Raw genomic sequence first — 23,548 nt, 5'->3', positions numbered from 1 at the left:
GTTGTGAGCACAGCGGCATCGCATGACCGCGACGCGTTGCGACACCACCGGATTCCTCTGCCGAAACGTTATGAACACCGGAGCCGACCGTGTCAAAGGCCACAGTCGGCTCCGGTTTCCGTACGACAACCGCCGTACATGACGACTGATTCGGGTACGGCGCCGCCGCTACCGCAGGCGCGCCATGAGGGCGTGCTCGACCAGCGTGATCAGCGCGCTCTTCGCGTCGGCCCGGTGCCGCGCGTCGGTCGTGATGATCGGCGCGTCCGGTCCGATCTGCAGCGCCTCCCGCACCTCTTCGGGTGTGTAGGGCTGGTGTCCGTCGAAGCCGTTGAGGGCGATGACGAACGGCAGGCCGCTGTTCTCGAAGTAGTCCACCGCCGGGAAGCAGTCGGCCAGGCGCCGGGTGTCCACGAGCACCACCGCGCCGATGGCACCCCTGACCAGGTCGTCCCACATGAACCAGAAACGGTCCTGGCCCGGCGTGCCGAAGAGGTACAGGATCAGGTCCTGGTCGAGCGTGATACGGCCGAAGTCCATGGCCACCGTGGTGGTGGTCTTGTCCCCGGTGTGGGTCAGGTCGTCGATGCCCGCCGAGGCGGACGTCATCACGGCCTCCGTGCGCAGCGGATTGATCTCGGAGACCGCTCCCACGAACGTGGTCTTGCCGACGCCGAAGCCGCCCGCCACCACGATCTTCGCGGAGGTGGTGGCCCGGCCTCCGTCAGAGCTTGCGAAGTCCACTGAGCACCCTTTCGAGCAGCGTCACGTCAGGAGCGCCGCCGTTGTTCTCGTCGCCGCCCGGCTGGTGGATGGCGACCAGGCCGGCCTCGGCGAGGTCGGCCACCAGGATCCGGGCCACACCGAGCGGCATGGCGAGCAGCGCCGAGACCTCGGCCACCGACTTCACCTCGCGGCACAGGTGGCAGATGCGCTGGTGCTCCGGGAGCAGCCCCATGAGCGCTGCCGGGTCGGCCGTCGTGCTGATCAGCGCCTCGATGGCGAGCTGGTAGCGCGGCCGGGTCCGGCCGCCGGTCATCGCGTAAGGACGTACCAGCGGCTGGTCGCCCTCATCCCCGTACGGCTCCGCGTACGGGTCATGAGAGGCGGTGGGCGGGGTCATCGTTCCTCCGGGCGGGACAGCAAGTCGGTCGGGCTAGCCGTCTGACGGGGCCGGTGGGGGGATTGTGGCGGCCGGACGGTGATTTGGTGAGGCGGGTTGGATCCGGGCGGTCAGTGGAGCAGACTGCCTTGCAGTTCGGCGCGCAGGTCGGGCGTGAGGACCGCGCCCGCGCGGTCGACCAGCAGCGCCATCTCGTAGCCGACGAGGCCGATGTCGCACTCGGGGTGGGCCAGTACGGCGAGGGACGAGCCGTCGGAGACGGACATCAGGAAGAGAAAGCCGCGTTCCATCTCGACGACCGTCTGCGCCACGTTGCCGCCCTCGAAGATCCGGGAGGCCCCGGCCGTCAGCGAGGTGAGCCCGGACGCGACGGCCGCCAGCTGGTCGGCGCGGTCGCGTGGGAAGCCTTCGGACATCGCCAGGAGGAGACCGTCGGCGGACACGACGACGGTGTGGGACACCCCCGGGGTGTTGTCCACGAAGTTGGTGATCAACCAGTTGAGGTTCTGTGCCGCCTGGCTCATCTGACTCAACTAACGCTCCTGCTGGTGAGTGGGGCTCGGGAAGTTGCCGGTCTGCGGGGGGGTGCCGGCCTGTCGACCCTGTGCGATACCCCGACGGAGGTTGGTCAGCCGGCCGCGGACGTCATCAGGCGCACGCGAGACCTGCGGACCGGTGTGGTGCTGTTGCTGCTGAGCCGTGCCCGGCACGAGGTTCGCCCGGGGCACCCGGCGCGGCAGGCCGGAGGTGGTGACGCCGCCCGCCGCCGGCTGCCGTACACGCTCCGCCTGCCGGACGAGGTCGTCGTTCGGGGAGGTGCGCCAGGCAGTCTGGGCGGGACGCTGGGGGGCCGCGGCGGACGCCGGCGGCTGGGAGGGCACCGGCGGAATCGAGGCCGCGCCGTTGCCGTTGCTCTGCGGCTGCTGTACCTGCTCCTGCTGGCCGCCGTGGAACCAGTTGGTCTCCAGCGTGTCGTACAGCGGGGTACGACCGTCACCGGGACCGGTGGCCGGCGGCAACGCCTCCGGCTCCTGGCGGACCGGCGGCCGCTGCGGCGCGCCGTAGTCGATGCCGCGGCCGTTGGTCCCCGGACGCTCGAACTGGCCCGTGCCGTGCCGGCCGTTGCCGTTCTGGCCGTTGCCCGGGTAGCCGTTCTGGCGGCCGGGCAGGGAGTGCTGTCCGGTGGAGCCGCCGTCGAAGGACGGCGCGGCGTACTGGCCGGTGGAGCCGTTGTCGTAGGCCTGCGGAGCGGCGAACTGCCCGGTGTTCTGCGAGCCGTTCTGCGGGGCGGGCGGCGTGCCGAAGACATCGGAGCGCACGAACTGGCCGGAGTCCTGCTGGCCGTTGACGTTCGGGCGCGGGAACGAGCCGGTGTCCTGGGGGCCGCTGGTGCCCGGCCGCGGGAACGAGCCCGTGTCGTACTGCCCGTTGCCGTTCGGGCGCGGGAAGGAGCCGGTGTCCTGCTGGCCGTTGCCGTTCGGGCGCGGGAACGAGCCCGTGTCGTACTGGCCGTTGCCGTTCGGGCGCGGGAAGGAGCCGGTGTCCTGGGGGCCGGTGGTGCCCGGCCGCGGGAACGAGCCCGTGTTCTGCGTGCCGTTCGGCGTGTTGAAGTCGGGGCGCGGGAACTCACCGGTCGGCGGGGACTGCGGGATCGCCGGCATCTGGGAGGTGGCGCCGAGGTCCTGCCGGTCGTCGATGCGGGGCATCGGCGCGGTGTGGGTCGGGTCCTGCTCGTCGTGGCCGCGCGGGGTGTCCAGCGAGGCACGGGAGAGCGGCGGCTGGGCGTTGTCGTCGCTCCAGCTGGGCCGGCCCGCCGACGGGTTGCCGCCGGGCAGCTCGGCCCGCGGGCCACCACGCGGCGGCAGCTGGGGCTGACGGCCCTGGTCGGAGGAGTTCGCGGAGCGCTGGGGCGGCACCTGGCCGCGGTTGCCGAAGGCGTCCTGACCGCCGAAGGCGTCCTGACCCCCGAAGGAGTCCTGCGGGTTGCCGAACGCGTCCTGGTTGCCGAAGGCACCGGCACCGGTGTTCGGCCGGCCCTGCGAGCCGCGGCCGCCGCCCGGTCCACCGGGACGGCCGCCGTTCGGGCCCGCGCCGGGCAGCGCGGCCCGGGGGCCGAGACCGGCGCCGACCTGGCCGCGTGAACCCGCACCGCCGCCGAGCGCCGGGGCCGGGGCACCCGCGCCGAGCGGACCGGGAGCGCCCCCCTGGCCGTTGCCGCGACGGGCGGCGGCCGCACCGGCCGCGGCCTGCGCGGCGGCCGGACCACCGGACGGCGCCGGGGCGCCGGGCTTGCCGGGAGCGGGCTTCTTGCCGCCCTGGGCCACGTCGACGGGGAGCATGACCAGCGCGGTCGTACCACCGGAGTCGGACGGGCGCAGCTGGATGCGGATGCCGTGCCGCTGGGACAGCCGGCCGACCACGAACAGACCCATGCGGCGGGAGACGGAGACGTCCACGGTGGGCGGCGAGGCGAGCCGCTCGTTGATCGCCGCGAGGTCCTCGGGGGAGAGGCCGATACCGGTGTCGTGGATCTCGATCAGCACGCGGCCGTCGGGCAGCGCGTGACCGGTCACCTTGACCTTGGTCTGCGGCGAGGAGAACGAGGTGGCGTTCTCGAGGAGCTCGGCGAGCAGGTGCACGAGGTCGTTGACCACGCGGCCGGCCACTTCCGTGGTCGGCACCGCGGCCAGTTCGATCCGCTCGTACTGCTCCACCTCGGAGGCGGCGGCGCGGAGCACGTCGACCAGCGGGACCGGGCGGGTCCAGCGGCGGCCGGGCTCCTCACCGGCGAGGACGAGGAGGTTCTCACCGTTACGGCGCATACGCGTCGCGAGGTGGTCGAGCTTGAAGAGGGAGGACAGCTGGTCCGGGTCGGCCTCGCGGGACTCCAGTTCGGAGATGAGCGAGAGCTGACGCTGGATGAGGCCCTGGGAGCGGCGCGAGAGGTTGGTGAACATCGCGTTGACGTTGCCCCGCAGCAGGGCCTGCTCGGCGGCGAGGCGGACCGCCTCGCGGTGCACGTCGTCGAAGGCCGCGGCCACCTGGCCGATCTCGTCCCGGGAGTGCACACCGACCGACTCCACGGACGTGTCGACGTCCTGCGGGTCGGACTCGGACAGCTGCTTGACCAGCTCGGGCAGGCGGTCCTGGGCGACCTTGGTGGCGGTCTCCTGGAGGCGTCGAAGCGAGCGGATCATGGAGCGGGCCACGATGAAGGCGCCGACCAGCGAGACACCGAGGACGAGCAGGATCAGCGCACCGGAGATGATCGCCGACTGCTCGGAGGAGCTGCGCAGCTCGCGCGCCTTCTGCTCCATGTCCTCGAGCAGGGTGTGCTCGATCTTCTGCATCTGGTCGATCTTGGTCGAGCTGTCGTCGACCCAGTCGAGGTAGGACCGCTTGCTGAGCTCGTTCAGGCCGTTCTGGGCGCCGAGGGCACGCTTGGCGTAGGTGTCCGCGGCCTCGATCGTCGGGTTGTTCCCGTCGATCGGGCTGAGCAGGTCGGCCGCGTTGCCGGCGTAGATCTTCCGGAAGATCGTGAGCTCGGAGGTCTCGCTCTCCTCGGCGGACTGGCCGTACAGGCGGTCGTTCTCGGAGAGGTCACCGGTGCTCGTGCCGTTGGCGGGCAGGGCCGCGGCGATGACGGCGCGCTGCACGGACGCGTACTCCTTGGCGGTGGAGAACGCCGCCAGGGCGCGGGTGCGCTGGATCATCTCCGGGTTGCTGGAGGCCTGCGCCATGTCCTGGGAGAGGTCGATCAGCTGGGTGATCAGCCGGTGGTAGGCCTCGACCGTCTGGGTCGAGTTCTCCTTCTGCTGGTAGGCGTCCTTGCGGATCTTCGCCAGGTCGTCCAGCTGGCCGGCCAGACCGACGAGGCTGTCGCGGACGCCCTGGAGCTGACCGGTCTTGCTCGCGGTGTCGATTTCCTCGGAGGCGTTGAGGAAGTTGTCGCGGGCGCGGTCGGTCTTGTCCTCGAAACCCTTGACCGCGACGTTCGTGGGCGACGCGCCGTGCGCCAGCGGACCGGCCGTCTCGTCGCGCTCGTCCTGGAGCGCGGCGGCCAGTTCGGTCGCCTGCTTGGTCATGTCCGTCAGCAGCTTCATGTTGTCGAGCTGCTGGATGTCGTCGAGCGACTGGTTGATGCGCACCGCGCCCAGCGTCGTCGCCGCCACCACGGGGAGCGCGAGCAGCGACACCAGACGCGTGGAGATACGCCAGTTGCGCAGGGCTATGCGCGAGCCCGGGCCGGACGTGCCCTGCGGGTGCTTGATGGGCGGAGTCGGCGCGGCGGCCGGTTGGGGGCCCGAAGACGCCGATACGGCGGGGCGCCCGGAGCGCTCGCCGCCGTCACCGACACCACCGGCCGGAGCCGGGCCCGGATTCTGGGCGTGCTGGGGCGAGGAACCGCGGTCGGTCCCGCCGTGCGCCTCCGGCTCCGCCGGAGCGCTGCCATCCCTCTTGAAACGTCCCTGCACTAGCGTCGCAACCTCTGGACCAGGCGCCCCTCCGGGAACGGAAGGACACGGTGTCGGCGTGGTACGGGGAGCGCCCTGAATGCGCCCCCTGGTGGTGTGAGTGTGACCGGCGCTGGTTCCCCCTGTCTCACCGCCACTCGGCGCTGTTGCGCCCCCTGCGCGCCGGCTCGATCCTGCGGCGGTCCGTGGAATTCCAGCACAGTGGGGGATCTCCAACAAGGGCCGTGGACCGAGCTGTGACCTCCGTGACAGCGTGTGAGTGACGTGTCACGAGATGTGGAAGCCGATCGCGTACATAACGGACGTATGCCTGTCAGTGGGCTAGGGGTGGGCCGTGTCCCAGTCGCCATGATCGGGAGCGGAATGACAGCTTCAGTTCGTCAATGTCCGTTTCGTTGCCCTGAGTTGCCGGCCGGAAATGACCGCCTTGTCCCTGGCCTCGTGAGCAAACTCACACCTGCTTCCAGGCCTCTTGGCGGCTTCGGCCGGGAATTCGATGTTTAGCCTGACGCTTTACAAGAGGGAAGTCTCTGCCAACCCACACACGACGGGGTCCACTGCAACCGTGAAGACGACGATGATGTTCCGCAACATAGCCAACCCCCGCCGCACCACCCTCGCCCACCTCAAGGACGCCGAGGAACTGCAGACCCCCGAGCTGCCAGAGCACTCCCTCGACCTGCCCGCCCAGACCGCCAACCCCCGGCGCACCATCCTCATGGAGATCCCGGCCGGGACCCCGGCCGCGGAGTAGTACGGGACCCGGCCGCCGTTCACTCACCCACCCGGTGACCGGGTTATTCCGCGGCGGCCACCCCTCACCGCGTTAGCCTGGAGCGTCAGACTCCAGCCGGCTCAGTGAGGGGCGCCAGGATCCCGTGCGCATCGCCAGGTTCTCCATCGACGGGAACGTCGCCTTCGGTGCTGTCGAGGGCGACAAGCAGGACGAACTCGTCCTCGACATCATCAAGGGCATTCCGTTCGCGGACTTCGAGCTCTCCGGTACGAAGGTCCCGGTCAGCAAGGTCCGGCTGCTCCCGCCGGTGCTCCCCAACAAGGTCGTCGCCTACGGCCGCAACTACGCGGAGCACGCGAAGGAGCTGGGCAACGAGGTCCCGGACGTCCCCTTCGCCTTCTTCAAGCCGTCCACCTCGGTGATCGGCCCCGGCGACGACATCCAGTACCCGTCCTTCTCCCAGGACCTCCACCACGAGGCCGAACTGGCCGTGGTCATCGGCCGCATGTGCCGCGAGGTCCCGCGCGAGCGCGTCGCGGACGTGATCCTCGGCTACACCTGCGCGAACGACGTCACCGCCCGCGACGTCCAGCGGCGCGAGAAGCAGTGGGCGCGGGCCAAGGGCTTCGACTCCTCCTGCCCGCTCGGTCCCTGGGTGGAGACGGACCTGGACCTCGCCACCGCGTCCGACCTGACCATCCAGCTCACGGTCAACGGCGAACAGCGCCAGCTCGGCCGTACGAGCGAGATGATCCACTCCATCGCGGACCTGATCGTCAACATCACCGAGGCCATGACGCTGCTCCCCGGCGACGTCATCCTCACCGGCACCCCGGCAGGGGTCGGCCCCCTCCACGTCGGCGACGAGGTCGCCGTCACCATCGAAGGCATCGGCACTCTCACCAACAAGGTTGTCAAGCGTGGCTAGCGCACCCTCCCCCAGGCCCTCGACTTCGCTCGCGCCGGGGGTACCCCCGCGCGTACGTTTCTGCCCCTCACCCACCGGCAACCCCCACGTGGGCCTGGTCCGCACCGCCCTGTTCAACTGGGCGTTCGCCCGGCACCACCAGGGCAGCGGAGCCCAATTCGTATTCCGCATCGAGGACACCGACGCGGCCCGCGACTCCGAGGAGTCGTACCAGCAGCTGCTCGACGCGATGCGCTGGCTGGGCTTCGACTGGGACGAGGGCCCCGAGGTCGGCGGCCCGCACGCGCCGTACCGCCAGTCGCAGCGCATGGACATCTACGCCGACGTCGCCGCCAAGCTCCTGGGCGCCGGCCACGCCTACCACTGCTACTGCTCCCAGGAGGAGCTGGACAGCCGCCGCGAGGCCGCCCGCGCCGCCGGCCGGCCGTCCGGCTACGACGGCCACTGCCGCGACCTCACCGAGGAGCAGGTGGCGCAGTTCAAGGCCCAGGGACGTACGCCGATCGTCCGGTTCCGGATGCCCGACGAGACGATCACCTTCACCGACCTGGTCCGCGGCGAGCTGACCTTCACCCCGGAGAACGTCCCGGACTACGGCATCGTCCGCGCGAACGGCGCCCCGCTGTACACGCTGGTCAACCCGGTCGACGACGCCCTGATGGAGATCACCCACGTCCTGCGCGGCGAGGACCTGCTCTCCTCCACCCCGCGCCAGATCGCCCTCTACCAGGCGCTGATCGAGCTCGGCGTCGCGAAGCAGATCCCGGCCTTCGGCCACCTCCCCTACGTCATGGGCGAGGGCAACAAGAAGCTGTCGAAGCGCGACCCGCAGGCCTCCCTCAACCTCTACCGCGAGCGGGGCTTCCTGCCCGAGGGGCTGCTCAACTACCTCTCCCTGCTGGGCTGGTCGCTCTCCGCCGACCAGGACATCTTCACGATCCAGGAGATGGTCGCGGCCTTCGACGTCTCCGACGTGAACCCCAACCCGGCCCGCTTCGACCTGAAGAAGTGCGAGGCGATCAACGCCGACCACATCCGCATGCTGGAGGTGAAGGACTTCACGGAGCGCTGCGCGCCCTGGCTGAAGGCACCCTTCGCGCCCTGGGCCCCGGAGGACTTCGACGAGGCGAAGTGGCAGGCGATCGCCCCGCACGCGCAGACCCGCCTGAAGGTCCTCTCGGAGATCACCGAGAACGTCGACTTCCTCTTCCTGGCGCAGCCGGTCGAGGACGAGGCGTCCTGGACCAAGGCGATGAAGGAGGGCAGCGACGCCCTTCTGGCCACGGCCCGCGAGCGGCTGGCGTCGGCCGACTGGACCTCTCCCGAGTCCCTGAAGGAGGCCGTCCTGGCCGCCGGCGAGGCCCACGGCCTCAAGCTCGGCAAGGCCCAGGCCCCGGTCCGGGTCGCCGTCACCGGCCGCACGGTCGGCCTGCCGCTCTTCGAGTCCCTGGAGATCCTGGGCAGGGAGAAGACCCTGGCGAGGATCGACGCGGCGCTGGCGAAGCTGGCCGCGTAACCCGCGGACGCAGGTGAGGGGCGGCATCCGGAGTCCCCGGACGCCGCCCCTCACGCGTTCACGTCAGACGGCGTCGGCCTCGTCGACCAGGTACGCGAACTCGTCGGAGATCTCCAGGACTACGACGACCATCACGGCGCCCGCCACCACGTACTCCAGCATCGGGCCAGGGCTCACATAGGTCCTTCGCAGGTGTTCGGCGGGCCCGAGCGGTGCGGTCGCGATCTTCCGGAACGGGTCACGGGCCAGTGTCCGCAGGGCCTTGTCCAGCTGTGCCCGCCGCTCCTCGGGCAGGTCGTCGTACCTCGCACGCGCTTCGGCGGTGAACTGGACGCGGTACTTGATCATCGCCCCAGTGCGCCAGCCCGCGCTACCGTCGGAACCATGAGCATTCGCGCCGTGGTGTGGGACGTCGACGACACCCTTTTCGACTACACGACCGCCGACCGTGAGGGCATGCGGGCGCATCTGGCGACGGAGGGGCTGCTGGCGGGCTGGGGGAGCGCGGAGGCGGCGCTGGTGCGGTGGCGGGAGATCACCGACCAGCAGTGGGCGCGCTTCTCGGCGGGCGAGGTCTCCTTCGAGGACCAGCGCCGCGACCGGGTGCGGGTGTTTCTGGAGGCGAGGCTGACCGACGCCGAGGCCGACGACTGGTTCCGCCGGTACCGGGCGCACTACGAGGCCGTCTGGACCCTCTTCCCGGACGTCCTGCCCGCCCTGGACGCCCTCGCGGCCGGCTACCGGCACGCCGTGCTGTCCAACTCCAGCCTGCACGTCCAGGACCACAAACTGCGCACGCTCGGCGTCCACGACCGCTTCGAGGCCGTCCTGTGCGCCGCCGAACTGGGCGTCTCCAAGCCCGCGGCCGCCGCCTTCCTCGCGGCCTGCGAGGCGCTGGAACTCGCCCCGCACCAGGTGGCGTACGTCGGTGACCACCCGGAGATCGACGGGCGGGGAGCCGCCGACGCCGGGCTGCTGTCGGTGTGGCTCGACCGCCACGGACCCGCGGCCGGACCGGCCGCCAGGACCGACGCACCCGCCGGTGCGCACCGGATCGACTCCCTCGCCGAACTGCCCGCGATCCTCCGCGCCGATACCCGTTTTGGAGCCCCGTCCACCTTCAGGTAATGTTCTTCCTGCGCCGCCGGGGAGCGGGCCGTAAGGCCGGAACCGGAGGCGCGAAGCTAGAACAAAATCCCCTCAGGGGCTTGCGTTCCAGTGGCCTATGGTGTAATTGGCAGCACGACTGATTCTGGTTCAGTTAGTCTTGGTTCGAGTCCAGGTAGGCCAGCTCGCAGAGCTCATCTGCAAAGCCCCCGTTGTGTAGCGGCCTAGCACGCTGCCCTCTCAAGGCAGTAGCGCCGGTTCGAATCCGGTCGGGGGTACGGAGACCATCCACGGATGGTCGCTAGGGCCCCCGTTGTGTAGCGGCCTAGCACGCCGCCCTCTCAAGGCGGTAGCGCCGGTTCGAATCCGGTCGGGGGTACGAACTGGTCTAAACCATCATTGGTCTATGGTGTAATTGGCAGCACGACTGATTCTGGTTCAGTTAGTCTTGGTTCGAGTCCAGGTAGACCAGCTCGGATCTGCGGCGTTGTACATTAAACGCTTGTAAGATCCACGCCCCCGTTGTGTAGCGGCCTAGCACGCCGCCCTCTCAAGGCGGTAGCGCCGGTTCGAATCCGGTCGGGGGTACATCCAGAAGGCCCTCCGCCTCGGCGGGGGGCCTTTGCCGTGGCATGCGGCGCGCTACTCGAAGCCGTAGCGCCGGGCCGACTCCTCCTCCTGGGCCAGCCGGTGCAGTGCCTGGAGCATCGGCTCCACCAGCACCGCGCTGGCCACCGCGGCCTCCGCCTTCTCCGCCTCCGACGGACGCGTGTCCATGAAGTCCAGGTCGGCGACGGCCGCCTGGTACATCAACTTCGCGCGTCGTACGAGGAGTTCGGCGTCCCAGTCGTAGCCGAGCCGGCGGAACGCGGCCAGTGCGACCACCAACTGGCGGTAGGCGGGCGAGATCGTCGTCAGCTGCCTGGCGTTCTCCCAGCCGAGCTCGTCCAGCAGGGTGTCGGCCTCCCGGTGCGCGGCCCGCACGTACTCGTCGTCCTCGTCCGGCTCCGGCACCTGAGGCAGCGCCCACAGGGCGGCCCCCACCCGGATCGTGCGGCCCAGCGAGTCGTCGTCGACGTGCCCGAGCACCTCGCGGACCGTCGCCACGGGGATCCGCCCCACCTGGATCATCGCCCGCACCAGCCGCAGCCGCCGCAGGTGCTCCTCGTCGTACTCCGCGGTCGTGGTGTTGACCTGGCGGCCCGGCGGCAGCAGCCCCTCGCGCAGGTAGTACTTGATCGTCGCCGCGGACACCCCGCTGCGCTCGCTCAACTGGGCAAGCCGCATGCCTTGCGCGCCTCCTTGGTAAGTGCCACTATCCAAACACCGACAGAAGGATAGTGACGCTATCCGACAAGGTTCCGGGGGTGGGGTTCCTCATGTTCGCCAAACCGATTCCGGGCCGTACCACCGCTGCCCGCGAGGGCGACGCGGTGGTCCTGCTCATCGGCATGCGCATCAACCACTTCTGGGCGGTCCATCAGTGGCTCCCGGTCATGCTGTCGATGTTCCGCATGCTGGGGGAGCTCGCACGGGACCCGGACCGGGGGCTGCTGGGGCGCGTCCTGCTGACCGCCTCGCCGCGGACGTACTACGTCGTCCAGTACTGGGAGTCCAAGGAGAAGCTGTACGCGTACGCGAGCGCGGTCGGCCTGCTCCACCACAAGGTCTGGGGCATCGTGAACCGCAAGGAGCGGTCGGGGCGGGTGCGGGGCCATGTGGGCCTGTGGCACGAGGCGTACGTGGCGCCCGAGGGCTCGTACGAGTCGATCTACTTCGACATGCCGGAGTTCGGCCTGGGGCGTGCGGCAGGGGTTGTCCCGGTCGAGCAGCGGGGCCGGTACGCGAAGGACCGGTTCGCACACCGCTCCGCGTGAGCGCGGCGCCCCGTCAGGGGTGCGGGGAACCGCGCGACCGGCCGTGAGGGCGTGGCGGTCGGCTGGCTGTCGGTGGCGGCACATGCTCGGCCGTGGGGTTGTGCTCGCTGGGCGGGTGCGGGCAGGCGGCGCTCTGCCAGGGGTGCGGGGAACTGCGCGATCAGCTACGACGGCGTGGCGGTCGGCTGGCTGTCGGTGGCGGCACATGCTCGGCCGTGGGGTTGTGCTCGCTGGGCGGGTGCGGGCAAGGGGCGCTCTGTCAGGGGCGCGGGGAACTGCGCGGCCAGCCACGACGGCGTGGCAGTCGGCTGATCGCGGACGGGGCAGTCGCCGCGCCGCAGCGGCATGGGCTGCGGGGAAAACGCGGGCCGCACGCGGCTGGTCGCGCCCGCGCGGCGGAGCCGCATATCGCGTACCGCCCCGCGCCCCTGGGTGGGGCCAGTCCCCGCGTAAAAGTCTCACCCCGCTGAGGAAGGGCCTGCCGCGGCGTTGAGGCCGGCCCCTTCCGACGGGAGTGTCAGCCGGAACGGCGCAGCGCCTCCGAGAGCCGGGCGGCGGCGTCGATGACCGCCTGCGCGTGCATACGCCCGGGGTGGCGGGTCAGTCGCTCGATCGGGCCGGAGACGGAGACGGCCGCCACCACCCGGTTGGAAGGCCCCCGCACCGGCGCCGACACCGACGCGACGCCCGGCTCGCGCTCGCCGATGGACTGGGCCCAGCCGCGGCGGCGGACGCCCGAGAGGGCCGTCGCCGTGAAGCGGGCGCCCTGCAGGCCGCGGTGCAGCCGCTCCGGCTCCTCCCAGGCCATCAGGATCTGCGCCGAGGAACCGGCCTTCATCGTGAGCGTCGAACCGACCGGGACCGTGTCCCGGAGACCGGACAGGCGTTCCGCCGCGGCGACGCAGATACGCATGTCGCCCTGGCGGCGATACAGCTGCGCGCTCTCCCCGGTGATGTCACGGAGGTGCGTGAGCACCGGCCCTGCCGTCGCGAGCAGGCGGTCCTCGCCGGCCGCCGCGGCCAGTTCCGCGAGTCGCGGGCCGAGAATGAAACGGCCCTGCATGTCCCGTGCCACCATGCGGTGGTGTTCCAGAGCCACGGCCAGCCGATGGGCCGTGGGCCGTGCCAGTCCGGTGGCCCCGACCAGACCCGCGAGGGTGGCCGGACCGGACTCCAGAGCGCTCAGGACAAGGGCCGCCTTGTCCAGAACGCCGACGCCGCTACTGTTGTCCATGCAACGATACTCACGTCTCACTCTGTGAAACGCAAGTTCAATTTTCCGTGGAACGCGCCACCCTGGAACCACACAGCGGCCCGCAGACCAACGGGCCCGGCGGCGGACGCCCGGAACCACGATTTCAGGGGCCCGGTACCCGGGCAGCCGCTTCCTCAAGATCTCTAGTTGGGCCGGTGCACGTCTGCCGGCCGGAGGGAAAGCGATGGGTAGGACACTCGCGGAGAAGGTCTGGGACGACCACGTCGTCCGGCGCGCCGAGGGCGAGCCCGACCTCCTCTTCATCGATCTGCACCTGCTGCACGAGGTGACCAGCCCGCAGGCCTTCGACGGGCTGCGGGCGAACGGCCGCCGGGTGCGCCGCCTCGACCTCACCATCGCGACCGAGGACCACAACACCCCGACCCTCGACATCGACAAGCCCATCGCGGACCCGGTCTCCCGCGTCCAGCTGGAGACGCTGCGCAAGAACTGCGCCGAGTTCGGGGTGCGCCTGCACCCGCTGGGCGACGTCGAGCAGGGTGTCGTGCACGTCGTCGGCCCGCAGCTGGGCCTGACGCAGCCGGGCACGACGGTGGTCTGCGGTGACTCGCACACCTCCACGCACGGCGCCTTCGGCGCGCTGGCGTTCGGCATCGGCACCTCCCAGGTGGAGCACGTGCTGGCCACCCAGACGCTGCCGCTGGCCCGCCCGAAGACCATGGCCATCACGGTCGACGGCGAGCTGCCCGAAGGCGTCACCGCCAAGGACCTGATCCTGGCGATCATCGCCAGGATCGGTACCGGCGGCGGCCAGGGCTACATCCTGGAGTACCGCGGCTCCGCCATCGAGAAGCTCTCGATGGAGGCCCGCATGACCATCTGCAACATGTCGATCGAGGCCGGCGCCCGCGCGGGCATGATCGCCCCCGACGAGACCACCTTCGCGTACCTGAAGGGCCGCGCCCACGCCCCCGAGGGCGAGGACTGGGACGCGGCGGTGGCGTACTGGAAGACCCTGCGCACCGACGACGACGCGGTCTTCGACGCCGAGGTGCACATCGACGCCGCCGCCCTCTCGCCGTTCGTCACCTGGGGCACCAACCCCGGCCAGGGTGCGCCGCTTTCGGCGGACGTCCCCGACCCGGCTTCGTACGAAGACGCTTCGGAGCGCCTCGCCGCCGAAAAGGCCCTGGAGTACATGGGGTTGGAGGCCGGCCAGCCGCTGCGCTCCATCAAGGTGGACACCGTCTTCGTAGGCTCCTGCACCAACGGCCGGATCGAGGACCTGCGCGCCGCCGCGGACATCCTCAAGGACCGCAAAGTCGCCGACGGCGTACGGATGCTGGTCGTCCCCGGCTCCGCGCGGGTCGGTCTGCAGGCCGTCTCCGAGGGCCTGGACGTGGTCTTCAAGGACGCCGGCGCCGAATGGCGGCACGCGGGCTGCTCGATGTGCCTCGGCATGAACCCCGACCAGCTGGCCCCGGGCGAGCGCTCCGCGTCCACGTCCAACCGCAACTTCGAGGGCCGGCAGGGCAAGGGCGGCCGTACCCACCTGGTATCGCCGCAGGTCGCGGCCGCGACCGCGGTCCTGGGCCACCTGGCCTCCCCGGCCGACCTGTCCGACGCTCGCACGCCCGCTGGAGTCTGATCAGCCATGGAAGCATTCACCACGCACACCGGCCGGGCCGTCCCGCTGCGCCGCTCCAACGTCGACACCGACCAGATCATCCCTGCTCACTGGCTCAAGAAGGTGACCCGGGACGGCTTCGAGGACGGTCTGTTCGAGGCCTGGCGCAAGGACGAGAACTTCGTCCTCAACCGCCCCGAGCGGCAGGGCGCCACCGTCCTGGTCGCCGGCCCGGACTTCGGCACCGGCTCCTCCCGTGAGCACGCCGTCTGGGCGCTGCAGAACTACGGCTTCAAGGCCGTGATCTCCTCCCGCTTCGCCGACATCTTCCGGGGCAACTCGCTGAAGAACGGCCTGCTCACGGTGGTCCTGGACCAGAAGATCGTGGAGGCGCTGCAGGAGCTCGCCGAGAACGACCCGCAGGCCGAGATCACCGTCGACCTGGAGAACCGCGAGGTGCGCGCCGAGGGCATCACCGCCTCCTTCGAGCTGGACGAGAACTCGCGCTGGCGGCTGCTGAACGGCCTGGACGACATCTCCATCACCCTCCGGAACGAGGACGACATCGCCGCGTACGAGGCCAAGCGGCCGTCGTACAAGCCGAGGACGCTCCAGGTCTGAGCCGGGGCGCGCTTCGGCGTGAACCACCACATCTGAATACGGCTGGTTTCAGCCACCGCGACACCCCGCCTGTACCCCCGATCGCCACGATTGGGGGTACAGGCATGTCTGCACCCGAACGGGCGCTCGCGTTGTCGCAGGTCTTGCCAACTTCCCACGTTAGGGCGGATGTTGTCGGGGTACGTGAGTGCTGTGTCCGTGGCTTCCGCAAGTGCTCGGAAGGCCATTTGAGGCGGCAGTTGCACCCTGCGCAGGCGACAACTCGCCCCAGATGGCACAATCTGTGCATGGAACACGACGGCCAACTCCAGCTCTATGCGGCGGTCGCGGGCCAACTCAAGGAAGCGCACACAAAAGTGCGCGCACTGCAAGTCCCGGAGGGCGTACGGATGGCGCTGGCCCGGAAGCTGCTGGTCATTACGGCCGCGGCCAAACACGACGTCGCCGACGCGGCACGGCGGCTCGAACGGTTCAACGCGGACCTCGACGCGGGGCGAATCCCCGAAGAGGACCGCTGACCGGACCGTACGAGCAGTCCGAGTCCGTTGCGGCACGAGGGTGATAAGCCCGTTTCGTGTTTGATTTGCGGTATATATCTGCCTAACGTGCGAAAAAGCTTGAACACATTCGTTCTGGCGATGTCTCCGAAGGGGAAGACGTGAACAAGGCGCAGCTCGTAGAAGCGATTGCTGACAAGATGGGCGGCCGCCAACAGGCCGCCGATGCTGTCGACCATGTCCTGGACGCCATCGTCCGCGCGGTCGTCGCGGGTGAGCGGGTCTCAGTCACCGGCTTCGGGTCCTTCGAGAAGGTGGACCGCCCCGCCCGCTACGCCCGCAACCCCCAGACGGGCGAGCGGGTTCGGGTCAAGAAGACCTCCGTGCCGCGCTTCCGTGCCGGCCAGGGCTTCAAGGACCTGGTGAGCGGTTCCAAGAAGCTTCCGCGGGGCGGCGAGGTGGCGGTCAAGAAGGCGCCCAAGGGCAGCCTGACCGGTGCCGCGTCGGCGACGGTCAAGAAGGCGGCGGCGAAGAAGACGGCGGCGAAGAAAACCACGGCCGCCGCGAAGAAGACCACGGCGGCGAAGAAGACGGCCGTGAAGAAGACCACGGCCGCCGCGAAGAAGACCACGGCCAAGCAGGCGGCCGCGAAGAAGACCACGGCGACGGCGAAGAAGACGGCCGCGAAGAAGGCGCCGGCCAAGAAGGTCACCGCCAAGAAGGCGCCGGCCAAGAAGTCGACGGCACGGAAGGCCACCGCCAAGAAGACCGCGGCTCGCTGAGGGTTCGCTCAGCAGGGCGGTCGGGATACTCACGCGACGGGCCGGATTCCCCCGGGGAGTCCGGCCCGCGGTGTGTGCGGGGGCGGAGCCGCGTGGTGTTTCGCATACCGCCCCGCGCCCCGGCGGGGCGCTCGCCGCTCAGAACGTCTGAAGGGTCACCAGGGTGACGCGGAGGCCGGGTCCGCTTCCCTCGGTCTCGATCCGCACTCTCTGCCCCGGCCTGAGCAGGCGCAAGCCGCCCGCCTCGAAGGCCGCGCCGTCGAACGCCACCGGCGTCCCGTCGTCGAGCAGTACCTGACCGCTGCGGGTCTCGGGGTCGTACGTGTATGCGGTCGCCTGCATGAGCGCAGCCTACTGGTCCGGGATCAGCAGGCGGGCCGCCACCGTGGCGGTGCGGGGGCCCACGCCCAGGGCCAGGGCCGCTCGCAGGTCGGCGCCGGTGTCCACGTCCTGGCGAACCGAGTCCACGCCCACCAGGGCGAGTTCCGTGGCGCCCGAGGCGGCGTGACGGGCGCGGGAATCCAGGCCGAACGCGGGCGCCAATTCATGGCCGGGGGCGGCCGCCAGCAGAGTGGTGCCGATTGTCGCCGCGTCCGGGAGAAAAGCGCGCGGGAATTCCGCGGCCGCATCAAGGACCCGGGCCAATTCCAGCGGGCGAACGGCCGGAAGATCGGCGTTCAAGGCCGCCACCGGGCTTTCCGGACGCGATGCCCGGACGGCCGCCGCCCCGTGCCGCAGTGCCGCGTTCAGGCCACTTCCCGGCGTGTCCGGGACAATGCGCGCGCCGAGCGCCGACAACTCGCGCCCGGCCAGTGCGTCGTCCGTGACCACTGCCACATCCTTCACCGACTGGCAGGCCAGGGCCGCCGCCACCGTGTCCTGGGCGAAGGCGAGGGCCAGTGACGGACGCACCCCGTCCGCCGCGGTGTCCGCCAGCCTGCTCTTCGCCCGAGCCAGCGGCTTGAGCGGGATGACCAAGGTCCACTGCACAGTCGTACCGTCCCTCCCTTGTTGCCTCATTGTCACCCTGGCTCACGGGGCGGCCGCGACACCGAGGCGTACGGTGTTCTCGACAGTCCGGCGGGCCGGGGCCACACTTCTTCCCGATCCCAGGCCGGGAAGAAGTCCTAGAGGAAGGTGTCCGCGTGCCCCGCCGGAGAATCGGCTTCTGGTACCGCTTCGCTGCGGTGCTCTGCAAACCTCCGCTGGTGGTTCTGATCAAGCGGGACTGGCGCGGAATGGAGAACATTCCGGCCGAAGGCGGTTTTATCACCGCGGTGAACCACAATTCCCACATCGATCCTTTCGCCTACGCCCACTATCAGTACAACACCGGCCGTGTTCCGCGTTTCCTCGCGAAGAGCGGCCTTTTCAAGAAGGGATTCGTCGGCGCCGCCATGCGGGGCACCGGCCAGATCCCGGTCTACCGCGAGTCCACCGACGCGCTCAGCGCCTTCCGGGCCGCGATCGACGCCGTGGAGCGCGGCGAGTGCGTCGCCTTCTACCCCGAGGGAACGATCACCCGCGACCCCGACCAGTGGCCCATGATCGCCAAGACCGGTGCCGCCCGCGTCGCACTGCAGACCAGGTGCCCGGTGATCCCGGTGGCCCAGTGGGGCGCCAACGAACTGCTCCCGCCGTACGCGAAGAAGCCCAGTCTGCTGCCCCGCAAGACGCACCACGTGCTCGCGGGCCCGCCGGTGGACCTCACGCGCTTCTACGACAAGGAGATGACCCAGGACCTCCTCAAGGAGGCGACCGCGGTCATCATGGCGGCCATCACCCGCCAGCTTGAGGAGATCCGCGGCGAGAAGGCTCCCGAGACCCCCTACGATCCACGCGAGGTGCGGATCGAACAGCGGCGCCGCACGCGTGCGCAGAGTGGTCTGGAAGAGGAGAGCAGCAAGTGAGCATGCCTGCCAAGGCGGCGGTCTTCAGCGCGGGTTCGTGGGGTACGGCCTTCGGGATGGTGCTCGCCGACGCGGGGTGCGAGGTCACCCTGTGGGCGCGGCGCGCGGAGGTGGCGGAGGCGATCAACTCCGGGCGTACCAACCCCGACTACCTGCCCGGCGTGGAACTCCCCGAGAACCTGCGGGCCACCACCGACCCCGCCGAGGCGGCCGCCGGCGCCGACTTCACCGTCCTGTCGGTGCCCTCCCAGACCATGCGGGCCAACCTCGCCGAGTGGGCGCCACTGCTCGCGCCCCACACCGTCCTGGTGTCCCTGATGAAGGGCATCGAACTCGGCACCACCATGCGGATGAGCGAGGTCATCGCCGACGTCGCCAAGGTCGAGCCGACCCGTATCGCGGTGGTCACCGGACCCAACCTCGCCCGGGAGGTCGCGGCCCGGATGCCGGCCGCCGCGGTGGTCGCCTGCACCGACGAGACGATCGCCCAGCGGCTCCAGGCGGCCTGCCACACCCCGTACTTCCGCCCGTACACCGAGACCGACGTGATCGGGTGCGAGCTGGGCGGCGCGGTGAAGAACGTCATCGGCCTCGCCGTGGGCATCGCCGACGGCATGGGGCTCGGCGACAACGCCAAGGGTTCGCTCATCACGCGCGGTCTCGCGGAGACCGCGCGGCTCGGCCTCGCCCTCGGCGCCGACCCGCTGACCTTCTCGGGACTCGCCGGGCTCGGCGACCTGGTGGCGACCTGCTCCTCGCCGCTCTCCCGCAACCACACCTTCGGCACCAACCTCGGCAAGGGCATGACCCTGGAGGAGACCATCGCGGTCACCAAGCAGACCGCCGAGGGCGTCAAGTCCTGCGAGTCGGTGGCCGATCTGGCCCGCCGGCACGGCGTGGAGATGCCGATCACCGAGACGGTCGTCGACATCGTGCACGAGGGAAAGCCCCCGGTGGTCGCCCTCAAGGAGCTGATGTCGCGCAGTGCGAAGCCCGAGCGACGCTGAGCGAACCCGGCCCGCCGACGCTGTCTCGGACCCCTGCCACCGGGTACTCTCATCGCGATATGAGCACCGAGAACCTCCCCCAGAGCCCTGAGCGGTCCGCTCGCAAGCCGCGCGTGGCCGTCGTGTTCGGCGGCCGCAGCTCCGAGCACGGGATCTCCATGGTCACCGCCGGAGCCGTCCTGAGCGCCATCGACCGGACCAAGTACGAGGTCCTGCCGATCGGCATCACCCGGGAAGGCCGCTGGGTGCTCACCGCCGACGACCCGGACCGCATGGCGATCACCGAACGCCGTACCCCTGAGGTCGCCGACCTCGCCGAGTCCGCCGAGGGCGGCGTGGTGCTCCCCGTCGACCCGGCCAACCGCGAGGTCGTCTACAGCGAGCCCGGCTCGGTGCCCAAGGCGCTCGGCGAGGTCGACGTGGTCTTCCCGATGCTGCACGGCCCGTACGGCGAGGACGGCACCCTGCAGGGCCTCCTGGAGCTGTCCGGCGTCCCGTACGTCGGCTCGGGCGTGCTCGCCTCGGCCGTCGGCCAGGACAAGGAGTACATGAAGCGGGTGTTCGCCTCGTTCGGGCTCGCCGTCGGCCCGTACCTGGTGATCCGTCCCCGTGAGTGGCGGCAGAACGAGTCCGCCGCCCGCAAGCGGATCGTCGACTTCGCCGGCGAGCACGGCTGGCCGCTGTTCGTGAAGCCCGCGCGCGCGGGTTCGTCGATCGGCATCACCAAGGTCGACGGCCTCTCCGGCCTGGACGAGGCGATCGCCGAGGCCCAGTCCCACGACCCGAAGATCCTGATCGAGGCGGCCGTGCGCGGCCGGGAGATCGAGGTCGGCGTCCTGGAGTTCGAGGACGGCCCGCGCGCCTCGGTCCCCGCCGAGATCCCGCCGCCCTCGGAGCACGCGTACTACGACTTCGAGGCCAAGTACATCGACTCCACCCCCGGCATCGTCCCGGCCCCCCTCACCCCGGAGGAGACCGCCGAGGTCCAGAAGCTCGCGGTGGACGCCTTCGAGGCCGCGTCCTGCGAGGGCCTGGTCCGCGCCGACTTCTTCCTCACGGAGACCGGCGAATTCGTCATCAACGAGATCAACACGATGCCCGGATTCACCCCGATCTCGATGTACCCCCAGATGTGGCAGGCCACGGGAATCGCCTACCCTGAACTGATCGACCGCCTGATCCAGGCGGCGCTCAACCGGTCGACGGGGCTTCGCTAGAAAACGCCCCGAGCTGAAGCGCCCCCTAGGGGCGCGGGGCTGTATTCGATATGCGGCTCGGCCGCGTGGGCGCGGTCAGCCCCACGCATCGTGGGCCGGCCGACCACCGATCCCCGCGCGGCGACTAGTCGGCAATCCCCTCCGGAATCGCCTTCTTGATGGCAGGCGCCAAGCTGACCAGCGGCGCCATGCCATTCCCGGTCCGCCCCGCCGGAATCGTCACCTCGACATACGCCTTCCGCAGCGTCGTGGTGAACCGGAACGATTTGTCGGCCCGTTGTTCCAGCAGCCAACCCACCCCGTTCACCTCGACCCCGTCGGCCTCCGGATCGGCCATCCTCGCGGGTCGCGGGACCCCGCACCGCAGTATGATCGCCGGGTCGCCGCCCCAGCCGGCGGTCAGCACGGAGGCCGGTTCCGGATCCCGCCGGCCCAGCTTGTCGACCTTCGTCGGCAGCACCCCGTCGAGGCGACGGCACAGCTTCGTTACCGCCCCGCCCGGACTGGGAACCGCCGCCGACGGGGCGTCGTCTGCTGATGAGCAGCCCGCTGCCGCGATCATCAGCGCGGCGAGCGCGGGCAGACCGAATGGCCGGTGACGGAAGATGTTCACCGGCCAAGGGTAGACGGGGGCTACAGATGGACGACCGGGCAGGTCAGGGTGCGCGTGATGCCGTCCACTTGCTGGACCTTCGCGACCACCATGCGACCCAGTTCATCGACCGTTTCGGCTTGCGCGCGCACGATGACGTCGTACGGTCCTGTCACGTCCTCGGCCTGCATGACGCCGGGGATCTCGCTGATCGTCTCGGCGACGGTCGACGCCTTGCCGACCTCCGTCTGGATCAGGATGTACGCCTGTACCACGGAACCTCCAGGGCGGCCACGAGGATCATGTGGGGAAAAGGAACGCCACGGTATCGCGTCGTCGCTCACCGCGGGGAGACCTGCGCGGACAGGGGCTCGCGCGCCGGGGTGCAGGCACGGCAGATGTTGACGGTCACCCCGACCGTATCCAGGACGACGGTGACGCGCGAGCGGGCACGGCAAGGCAGAGAAGGGGCGTAAGGGCAATGAAGGGCACTGTTGGTGAGCTCGGGGAGTTCGGGCTCATCAGGGAGCTCACCTCCCGTCTCACCACCACTCCGGCGGTCCGGGTCGGCCCCGGCGACGACGCCGCGGTGGTCGCCGCGCCCGACCGCCGGGTGGTGGCGAGCACCGACATCCTGCTGGAGGGCCGGCACTTCCGCCGCGACTGGTCCACGGCCTACGACGTGGGCCGCAAGGCGGCCGCGCAGAACCTCGCGGACATCGCCGCCATGGGCGCCGTGCCGACCGCCCTGCTGCTCGGCCTGGTGGTACCCGCCGAACTGCCGGTGACCTGGGCCAGCGAGCTGATGGACGGCATCCGGGACGAGTGCCAGGTGGCCGGCGCCTCGGTGGTGGGCGGCGACGTGGTCCGCGGCGACACGATCATGGTGTCGATCACCGCGCTCGGCGATCTGCGCAACCAGGAGCCGGTCACCCGGGCCGGCGCCCAGCCCGGCGACCTGATCGCCGTCACGGGCTGGCTGGGCTGGTCCGCGGCCGGTTACGCGGTGCTCTCCCGCGGCTTCCGCTCGCCACGGGCGTTCGTGGAGGCGCACCGCCGCCCCGAGCCGCCGTACCACGCGGGCCCGGCCGCCGCCGCCCTCGGCGCGACCGCGATGTGCGACGTGAGCGACGGGCTGATCGCCGACCTCGGGCACATCGCCGAGGCCAGCAAGGTCCGCATCGACATCCGCTCCGGCGCGATCGACATCCCGACCCAGATGAACGACATCGGCCAGGCCGTCGGCGTCGACCCCCTCCAGTGGGTGCTGACCGGCGGCGAGGACCACGCCATCGTGGCCGCCTTCCCGCCGGACGTGAAGCTGCCCGCCCGCTGGAAGGTCATCGGCGAGGTCCTGAACCCCTCCGCGCTGCCCCAGGTGACGGTCGACGGGGCGTCCTGGACCAGCAAGGGCGGCTGGGACCACTTCGGGGACATCGAGACGTGAGCCCGCCGCGCGTGCTGACGGTCGCGGGCTCCGACTCCGGCGGCGGGGCCGGGATCCAGGCCGACCTGAAGACGATGCTCGCGCTCGGCGTGCACGGCATGAGCGTGCTCACGGCGGTGACCGCGCAGAACTCCCTGGGCGTGCAGGGTGCCTGGGAGCTGCCGGTGGCGGCCGTGCGCGCCCAGTACCGGAGCGTCGTGGACGACATCGGCGTCGACGCGGTGAAGACCGGCATGCTCGCCTCGGCCGAACTCGTGGAGACGGTCGCGGAGTTGCTCGCGGGAACCGACGCACCCGTGGTCGTCGACCCGGTCGGTGTCTCCAAGCACGGCGATCCGCTCCTCGCCGCCTCCGCCCTGGACTCGGTCCGCACCAGGCTCCTCCCGCTGGCCACCGTGGCCACCCCGAACCTCGACGAGGTGGCCCAACTCACCGGCGTGCACGTCGAGTCGGAGGCGGATCTGCGCCGGGCCGCGGCGGCCGTGCTGTCGTACGGGCCGAAGTGGGCGCTCATCAAGGGCGGTCATCTGCCCGGCGAAGCCGTCGACCTGCTCACGGACGGCACCGACGAACTCCTGCTGCGCGCCCCGCGCCACGACAACCGGCACACCCACGGCACGGGCTGCACCCTCGCGTCCGCGATCGCGGCGCAGCTCGCCAAGGGACGGCCGGTGCCGGAGGCGGTGACGGCCGCCAAGGAGTACGTCACCGGGGCGATCGCGGCCGGGTTCGCGCTCGGCTCCGGGATCGGGCCCGTGGACCACGGCTGGGCGCTCAGGCCCGGGACAGGGCCGGGTACTCCCGCGGCCTGACGTCCGTGGCCGCTTCCGGGGGTGCGTCGCCGGTGGGTACGGCAAAAAGCCGGCCCAC

At 70.5% G+C, this 23,548-nt stretch carries 25 protein-coding genes and 5 tRNA genes; 19 read left to right on the top strand and 11 right to left on the bottom strand.

Going from position 1 to position 23,548, the window contains the following annotated elements; translation table 11 throughout:
• Nucleotides 1-168 precede the first annotated feature (168 nt).
• From LQ326_RS14140 to LQ326_RS14125, 4 genes are all read right to left on the bottom strand, one after another.
• On the bottom strand, nt 169-744 hold the full coding sequence (locus LQ326_RS14140) for a GTP-binding protein (protein ID WP_046729249.1): 576 nt from the start codon (nt 742-744) through the stop codon (nt 169-171).
• Entirely contained in the window at nt 725-1,123 is a 399-nt protein-coding gene (locus LQ326_RS14135) for a DUF742 domain-containing protein (protein WP_019058642.1), read from the bottom strand. Before LQ326_RS14135 ends, LQ326_RS14140 begins: the two co-directional genes overlap by 20 nt.
• Before the next feature lie 110 nt (nt 1,124-1,233).
• Nucleotides 1,234-1,647 (bottom strand): roadblock/LC7 domain-containing protein, encoded by a 414-nt coding sequence (locus LQ326_RS14130; protein WP_003973453.1) that lies wholly within the window; start codon nt 1,645-1,647, stop codon nt 1,234-1,236.
• A 9-nt stretch (nt 1,648-1,656) separates the two neighbouring features.
• Entirely contained in the window at nt 1,657-5,598 is a 3,942-nt protein-coding gene (locus LQ326_RS14125) for a nitrate- and nitrite sensing domain-containing protein (RefSeq protein ID WP_234536280.1), read from the bottom strand.
• A gap of 565 nt (nt 5,599-6,163) precedes the next feature.
• Between LQ326_RS14125 and LQ326_RS14120 the strand changes: the two genes are divergently transcribed.
• The 3 genes from LQ326_RS14120 to gltX all read left to right on the top strand — a co-directional run bounded on the left by LQ326_RS14120 (nt 6,164) and on the right by gltX (nt 8,778).
• Nucleotides 6,164-6,352: a hypothetical protein gene (locus tag LQ326_RS14120; RefSeq protein WP_234536278.1), complete on the top strand. Its 189-nt coding sequence runs from the start codon at nt 6,164-6,166 to the stop codon at nt 6,350-6,352.
• A 124-nt stretch (nt 6,353-6,476) separates the two neighbouring features.
• The gene (locus LQ326_RS14115; protein WP_181802296.1) at nt 6,477-7,262 is read left to right on the top strand and encodes a fumarylacetoacetate hydrolase family protein; all 786 of its coding nucleotides are present in this window, start codon (nt 6,477-6,479) and stop codon (nt 7,260-7,262) included.
• A complete protein-coding gene (gene gltX / locus LQ326_RS14110; RefSeq protein WP_234536276.1) occupies nt 7,255-8,778 on the top strand; it encodes a glutamate--tRNA ligase in 1,524 nt (507 codons plus the stop codon). Before LQ326_RS14115 ends, gltX begins: the two co-directional genes overlap by 8 nt.
• 63 nt (nt 8,779-8,841) lie before the next feature.
• Here the strand turns inward: gltX and LQ326_RS14105 are convergent, their stop codons facing one another.
• Complete coding sequence (locus tag LQ326_RS14105) at nt 8,842-9,126, bottom strand: type II toxin-antitoxin system RelE family toxin (protein WP_234536273.1); 285 nt, start codon at nt 9,124-9,126, stop codon at nt 8,842-8,844.
• Nucleotides 9,127-9,162: 36 nt separating this feature from the next.
• Between LQ326_RS14105 and LQ326_RS14100 the strand changes: the two genes are divergently transcribed.
• The 6 genes from LQ326_RS14100 to LQ326_RS14075 all read left to right on the top strand — a co-directional run bounded on the left by LQ326_RS14100 (nt 9,163) and on the right by LQ326_RS14075 (nt 10,473).
• Entirely contained in the window at nt 9,163-9,906 is a 744-nt protein-coding gene (locus LQ326_RS14100; protein ID WP_234536272.1) for an HAD family hydrolase, read from the top strand.
• A gap of 91 nt (nt 9,907-9,997) precedes the next feature.
• A tRNA-Gln gene (locus tag LQ326_RS14095) sits at nt 9,998-10,069 on the top strand.
• Nucleotides 10,070-10,090: 21 nt separating this feature from the next.
• A tRNA-Glu gene (locus LQ326_RS14090) sits at nt 10,091-10,163 on the top strand.
• A gap of 28 nt (nt 10,164-10,191) precedes the next feature.
• A tRNA-Glu gene (locus tag LQ326_RS14085) sits at nt 10,192-10,264 on the top strand.
• Between the two features lie 21 nt (nt 10,265-10,285).
• Nucleotides 10,286-10,357 (top strand) — tRNA-Gln (locus LQ326_RS14080).
• Nucleotides 10,358-10,400: 43 nt separating this feature from the next.
• Nucleotides 10,401-10,473 (top strand) — tRNA-Glu (locus tag LQ326_RS14075).
• Between the two features lie 54 nt (nt 10,474-10,527).
• Here LQ326_RS14075 and LQ326_RS14070 read toward each other — a convergent pair.
• Nucleotides 10,528-11,172, bottom strand: a complete 645-nt coding sequence (locus tag LQ326_RS14070; protein ID WP_234536269.1) for a MerR family transcriptional regulator — start codon at nt 11,170-11,172, stop codon at nt 10,528-10,530.
• Between the two features lie 92 nt (nt 11,173-11,264).
• Between LQ326_RS14070 and LQ326_RS14065 the strand changes: the two genes are divergently transcribed.
• Nucleotides 11,265-11,762: a DUF4188 domain-containing protein gene (locus tag LQ326_RS14065; RefSeq protein ID WP_234536267.1), complete on the top strand. Its 498-nt coding sequence runs from the start codon at nt 11,265-11,267 to the stop codon at nt 11,760-11,762.
• Between the two features lie 517 nt (nt 11,763-12,279).
• Here LQ326_RS14065 and ndgR read toward each other — a convergent pair.
• Nucleotides 12,280-12,996, bottom strand: a complete 717-nt coding sequence (gene ndgR / locus LQ326_RS14060) for an IclR family transcriptional regulator NdgR (RefSeq protein WP_123973900.1) — start codon at nt 12,994-12,996, stop codon at nt 12,280-12,282.
• Between the two features lie 205 nt (nt 12,997-13,201).
• On the opposite strand from ndgR, the gene leuC reads away from it, so the two are divergent.
• The 4 genes from leuC (at nt 13,202) to LQ326_RS14040 (ending at nt 16,505) form a co-directional block, all read left to right on the top strand.
• Nucleotides 13,202-14,626 (top strand): 3-isopropylmalate dehydratase large subunit, encoded by a 1,425-nt coding sequence (leuC, locus tag LQ326_RS14055; protein ID WP_234536265.1) that lies wholly within the window; start codon nt 13,202-13,204, stop codon nt 14,624-14,626.
• A 6-nt stretch (nt 14,627-14,632) separates the two neighbouring features.
• Nucleotides 14,633-15,226: a 3-isopropylmalate dehydratase small subunit gene (gene leuD, locus LQ326_RS14050; RefSeq protein WP_234536263.1), complete on the top strand. Its 594-nt coding sequence runs from the start codon at nt 14,633-14,635 to the stop codon at nt 15,224-15,226.
• Between the two features lie 287 nt (nt 15,227-15,513).
• The gene (locus tag LQ326_RS14045) at nt 15,514-15,744 is read left to right on the top strand and encodes an SCO5555 family protein (protein ID WP_234536261.1); all 231 of its coding nucleotides are present in this window, start codon (nt 15,514-15,516) and stop codon (nt 15,742-15,744) included.
• Between the two features lie 140 nt (nt 15,745-15,884).
• Nucleotides 15,885-16,505 (top strand): HU family DNA-binding protein, encoded by a 621-nt coding sequence (locus tag LQ326_RS14040; RefSeq protein WP_234536258.1) that lies wholly within the window; start codon nt 15,885-15,887, stop codon nt 16,503-16,505.
• Between the two features lie 138 nt (nt 16,506-16,643).
• Here the strand turns inward: LQ326_RS14040 and LQ326_RS14035 are convergent, their stop codons facing one another.
• Together LQ326_RS14035 and cofC are read right to left on the bottom strand one after the other, a co-directional pair.
• Nucleotides 16,644-16,847, bottom strand: coding sequence for a hypothetical protein (locus tag LQ326_RS14035; protein ID WP_234536255.1), 204 nt, complete (start codon nt 16,845-16,847; stop codon nt 16,644-16,646).
• A 9-nt stretch (nt 16,848-16,856) separates the two neighbouring features.
• Complete coding sequence (gene cofC, locus LQ326_RS14030; protein ID WP_234536252.1) at nt 16,857-17,495, bottom strand: 2-phospho-L-lactate guanylyltransferase; 639 nt, start codon at nt 17,493-17,495, stop codon at nt 16,857-16,859.
• Nucleotides 17,496-17,650: 155 nt separating this feature from the next.
• Between cofC and LQ326_RS14025 the strand changes: the two genes are divergently transcribed.
• The 3 genes from LQ326_RS14025 to LQ326_RS14015 are packed head-to-tail and all read left to right on the top strand — an operon-like array spanning nt 17,651 to nt 20,639.
• Nucleotides 17,651-18,415: a lysophospholipid acyltransferase family protein gene (locus LQ326_RS14025; protein ID WP_234536249.1), complete on the top strand. Its 765-nt coding sequence runs from the start codon at nt 17,651-17,653 to the stop codon at nt 18,413-18,415.
• Nucleotides 18,412-19,422, top strand: coding sequence for an NAD(P)H-dependent glycerol-3-phosphate dehydrogenase (locus LQ326_RS14020; protein WP_234536246.1), 1,011 nt, complete (start codon nt 18,412-18,414; stop codon nt 19,420-19,422). Before LQ326_RS14025 ends, LQ326_RS14020 begins: the two co-directional genes overlap by 4 nt.
• A gap of 59 nt (nt 19,423-19,481) precedes the next feature.
• Nucleotides 19,482-20,639, top strand: a complete 1,158-nt coding sequence (locus tag LQ326_RS14015) for a D-alanine--D-alanine ligase family protein (RefSeq protein ID WP_234536242.1) — start codon at nt 19,482-19,484, stop codon at nt 20,637-20,639.
• A 124-nt stretch (nt 20,640-20,763) separates the two neighbouring features.
• Here the strand turns inward: LQ326_RS14015 and LQ326_RS14010 are convergent, their stop codons facing one another.
• Complete coding sequence (locus tag LQ326_RS14010) at nt 20,764-21,252, bottom strand: DUF3515 domain-containing protein (protein ID WP_234536240.1); 489 nt, start codon at nt 21,250-21,252, stop codon at nt 20,764-20,766.
• A 20-nt stretch (nt 21,253-21,272) separates the two neighbouring features.
• The gene (locus LQ326_RS14005) at nt 21,273-21,506 is read right to left on the bottom strand and encodes an Lrp/AsnC family transcriptional regulator (protein ID WP_234536237.1); all 234 of its coding nucleotides are present in this window, start codon (nt 21,504-21,506) and stop codon (nt 21,273-21,275) included.
• Between the two features lie 206 nt (nt 21,507-21,712).
• Here LQ326_RS14005 and LQ326_RS14000 point away from each other — a divergent pair, with 206 nt between their 5' ends.
• The gene (locus LQ326_RS14000; protein WP_234536233.1) at nt 21,713-22,678 is read left to right on the top strand and encodes a thiamine-phosphate kinase; all 966 of its coding nucleotides are present in this window, start codon (nt 21,713-21,715) and stop codon (nt 22,676-22,678) included.
• Entirely contained in the window at nt 22,675-23,490 is an 816-nt protein-coding gene (gene thiD / locus LQ326_RS13995) for a bifunctional hydroxymethylpyrimidine kinase/phosphomethylpyrimidine kinase (RefSeq protein WP_234536230.1), read from the top strand. The genes LQ326_RS14000 and thiD overlap by 4 nt, the downstream gene beginning before the upstream one ends.
• The last annotated feature ends 58 nt before the right edge of the window (nt 23,491-23,548 follow it).

The sequence above is a fragment of the Streptomyces shenzhenensis genome (assembly GCF_021462265.1).
In the GTDB taxonomy this organism is placed as follows: Bacteria; Actinomycetota; Actinomycetes; order Streptomycetales; family Streptomycetaceae; genus Streptomyces; species Streptomyces shenzhenensis.
The sequence above is the reverse complement of the archived record's forward strand: the minus strand, read 5'-3'. Positions and strand labels throughout refer to the sequence as shown.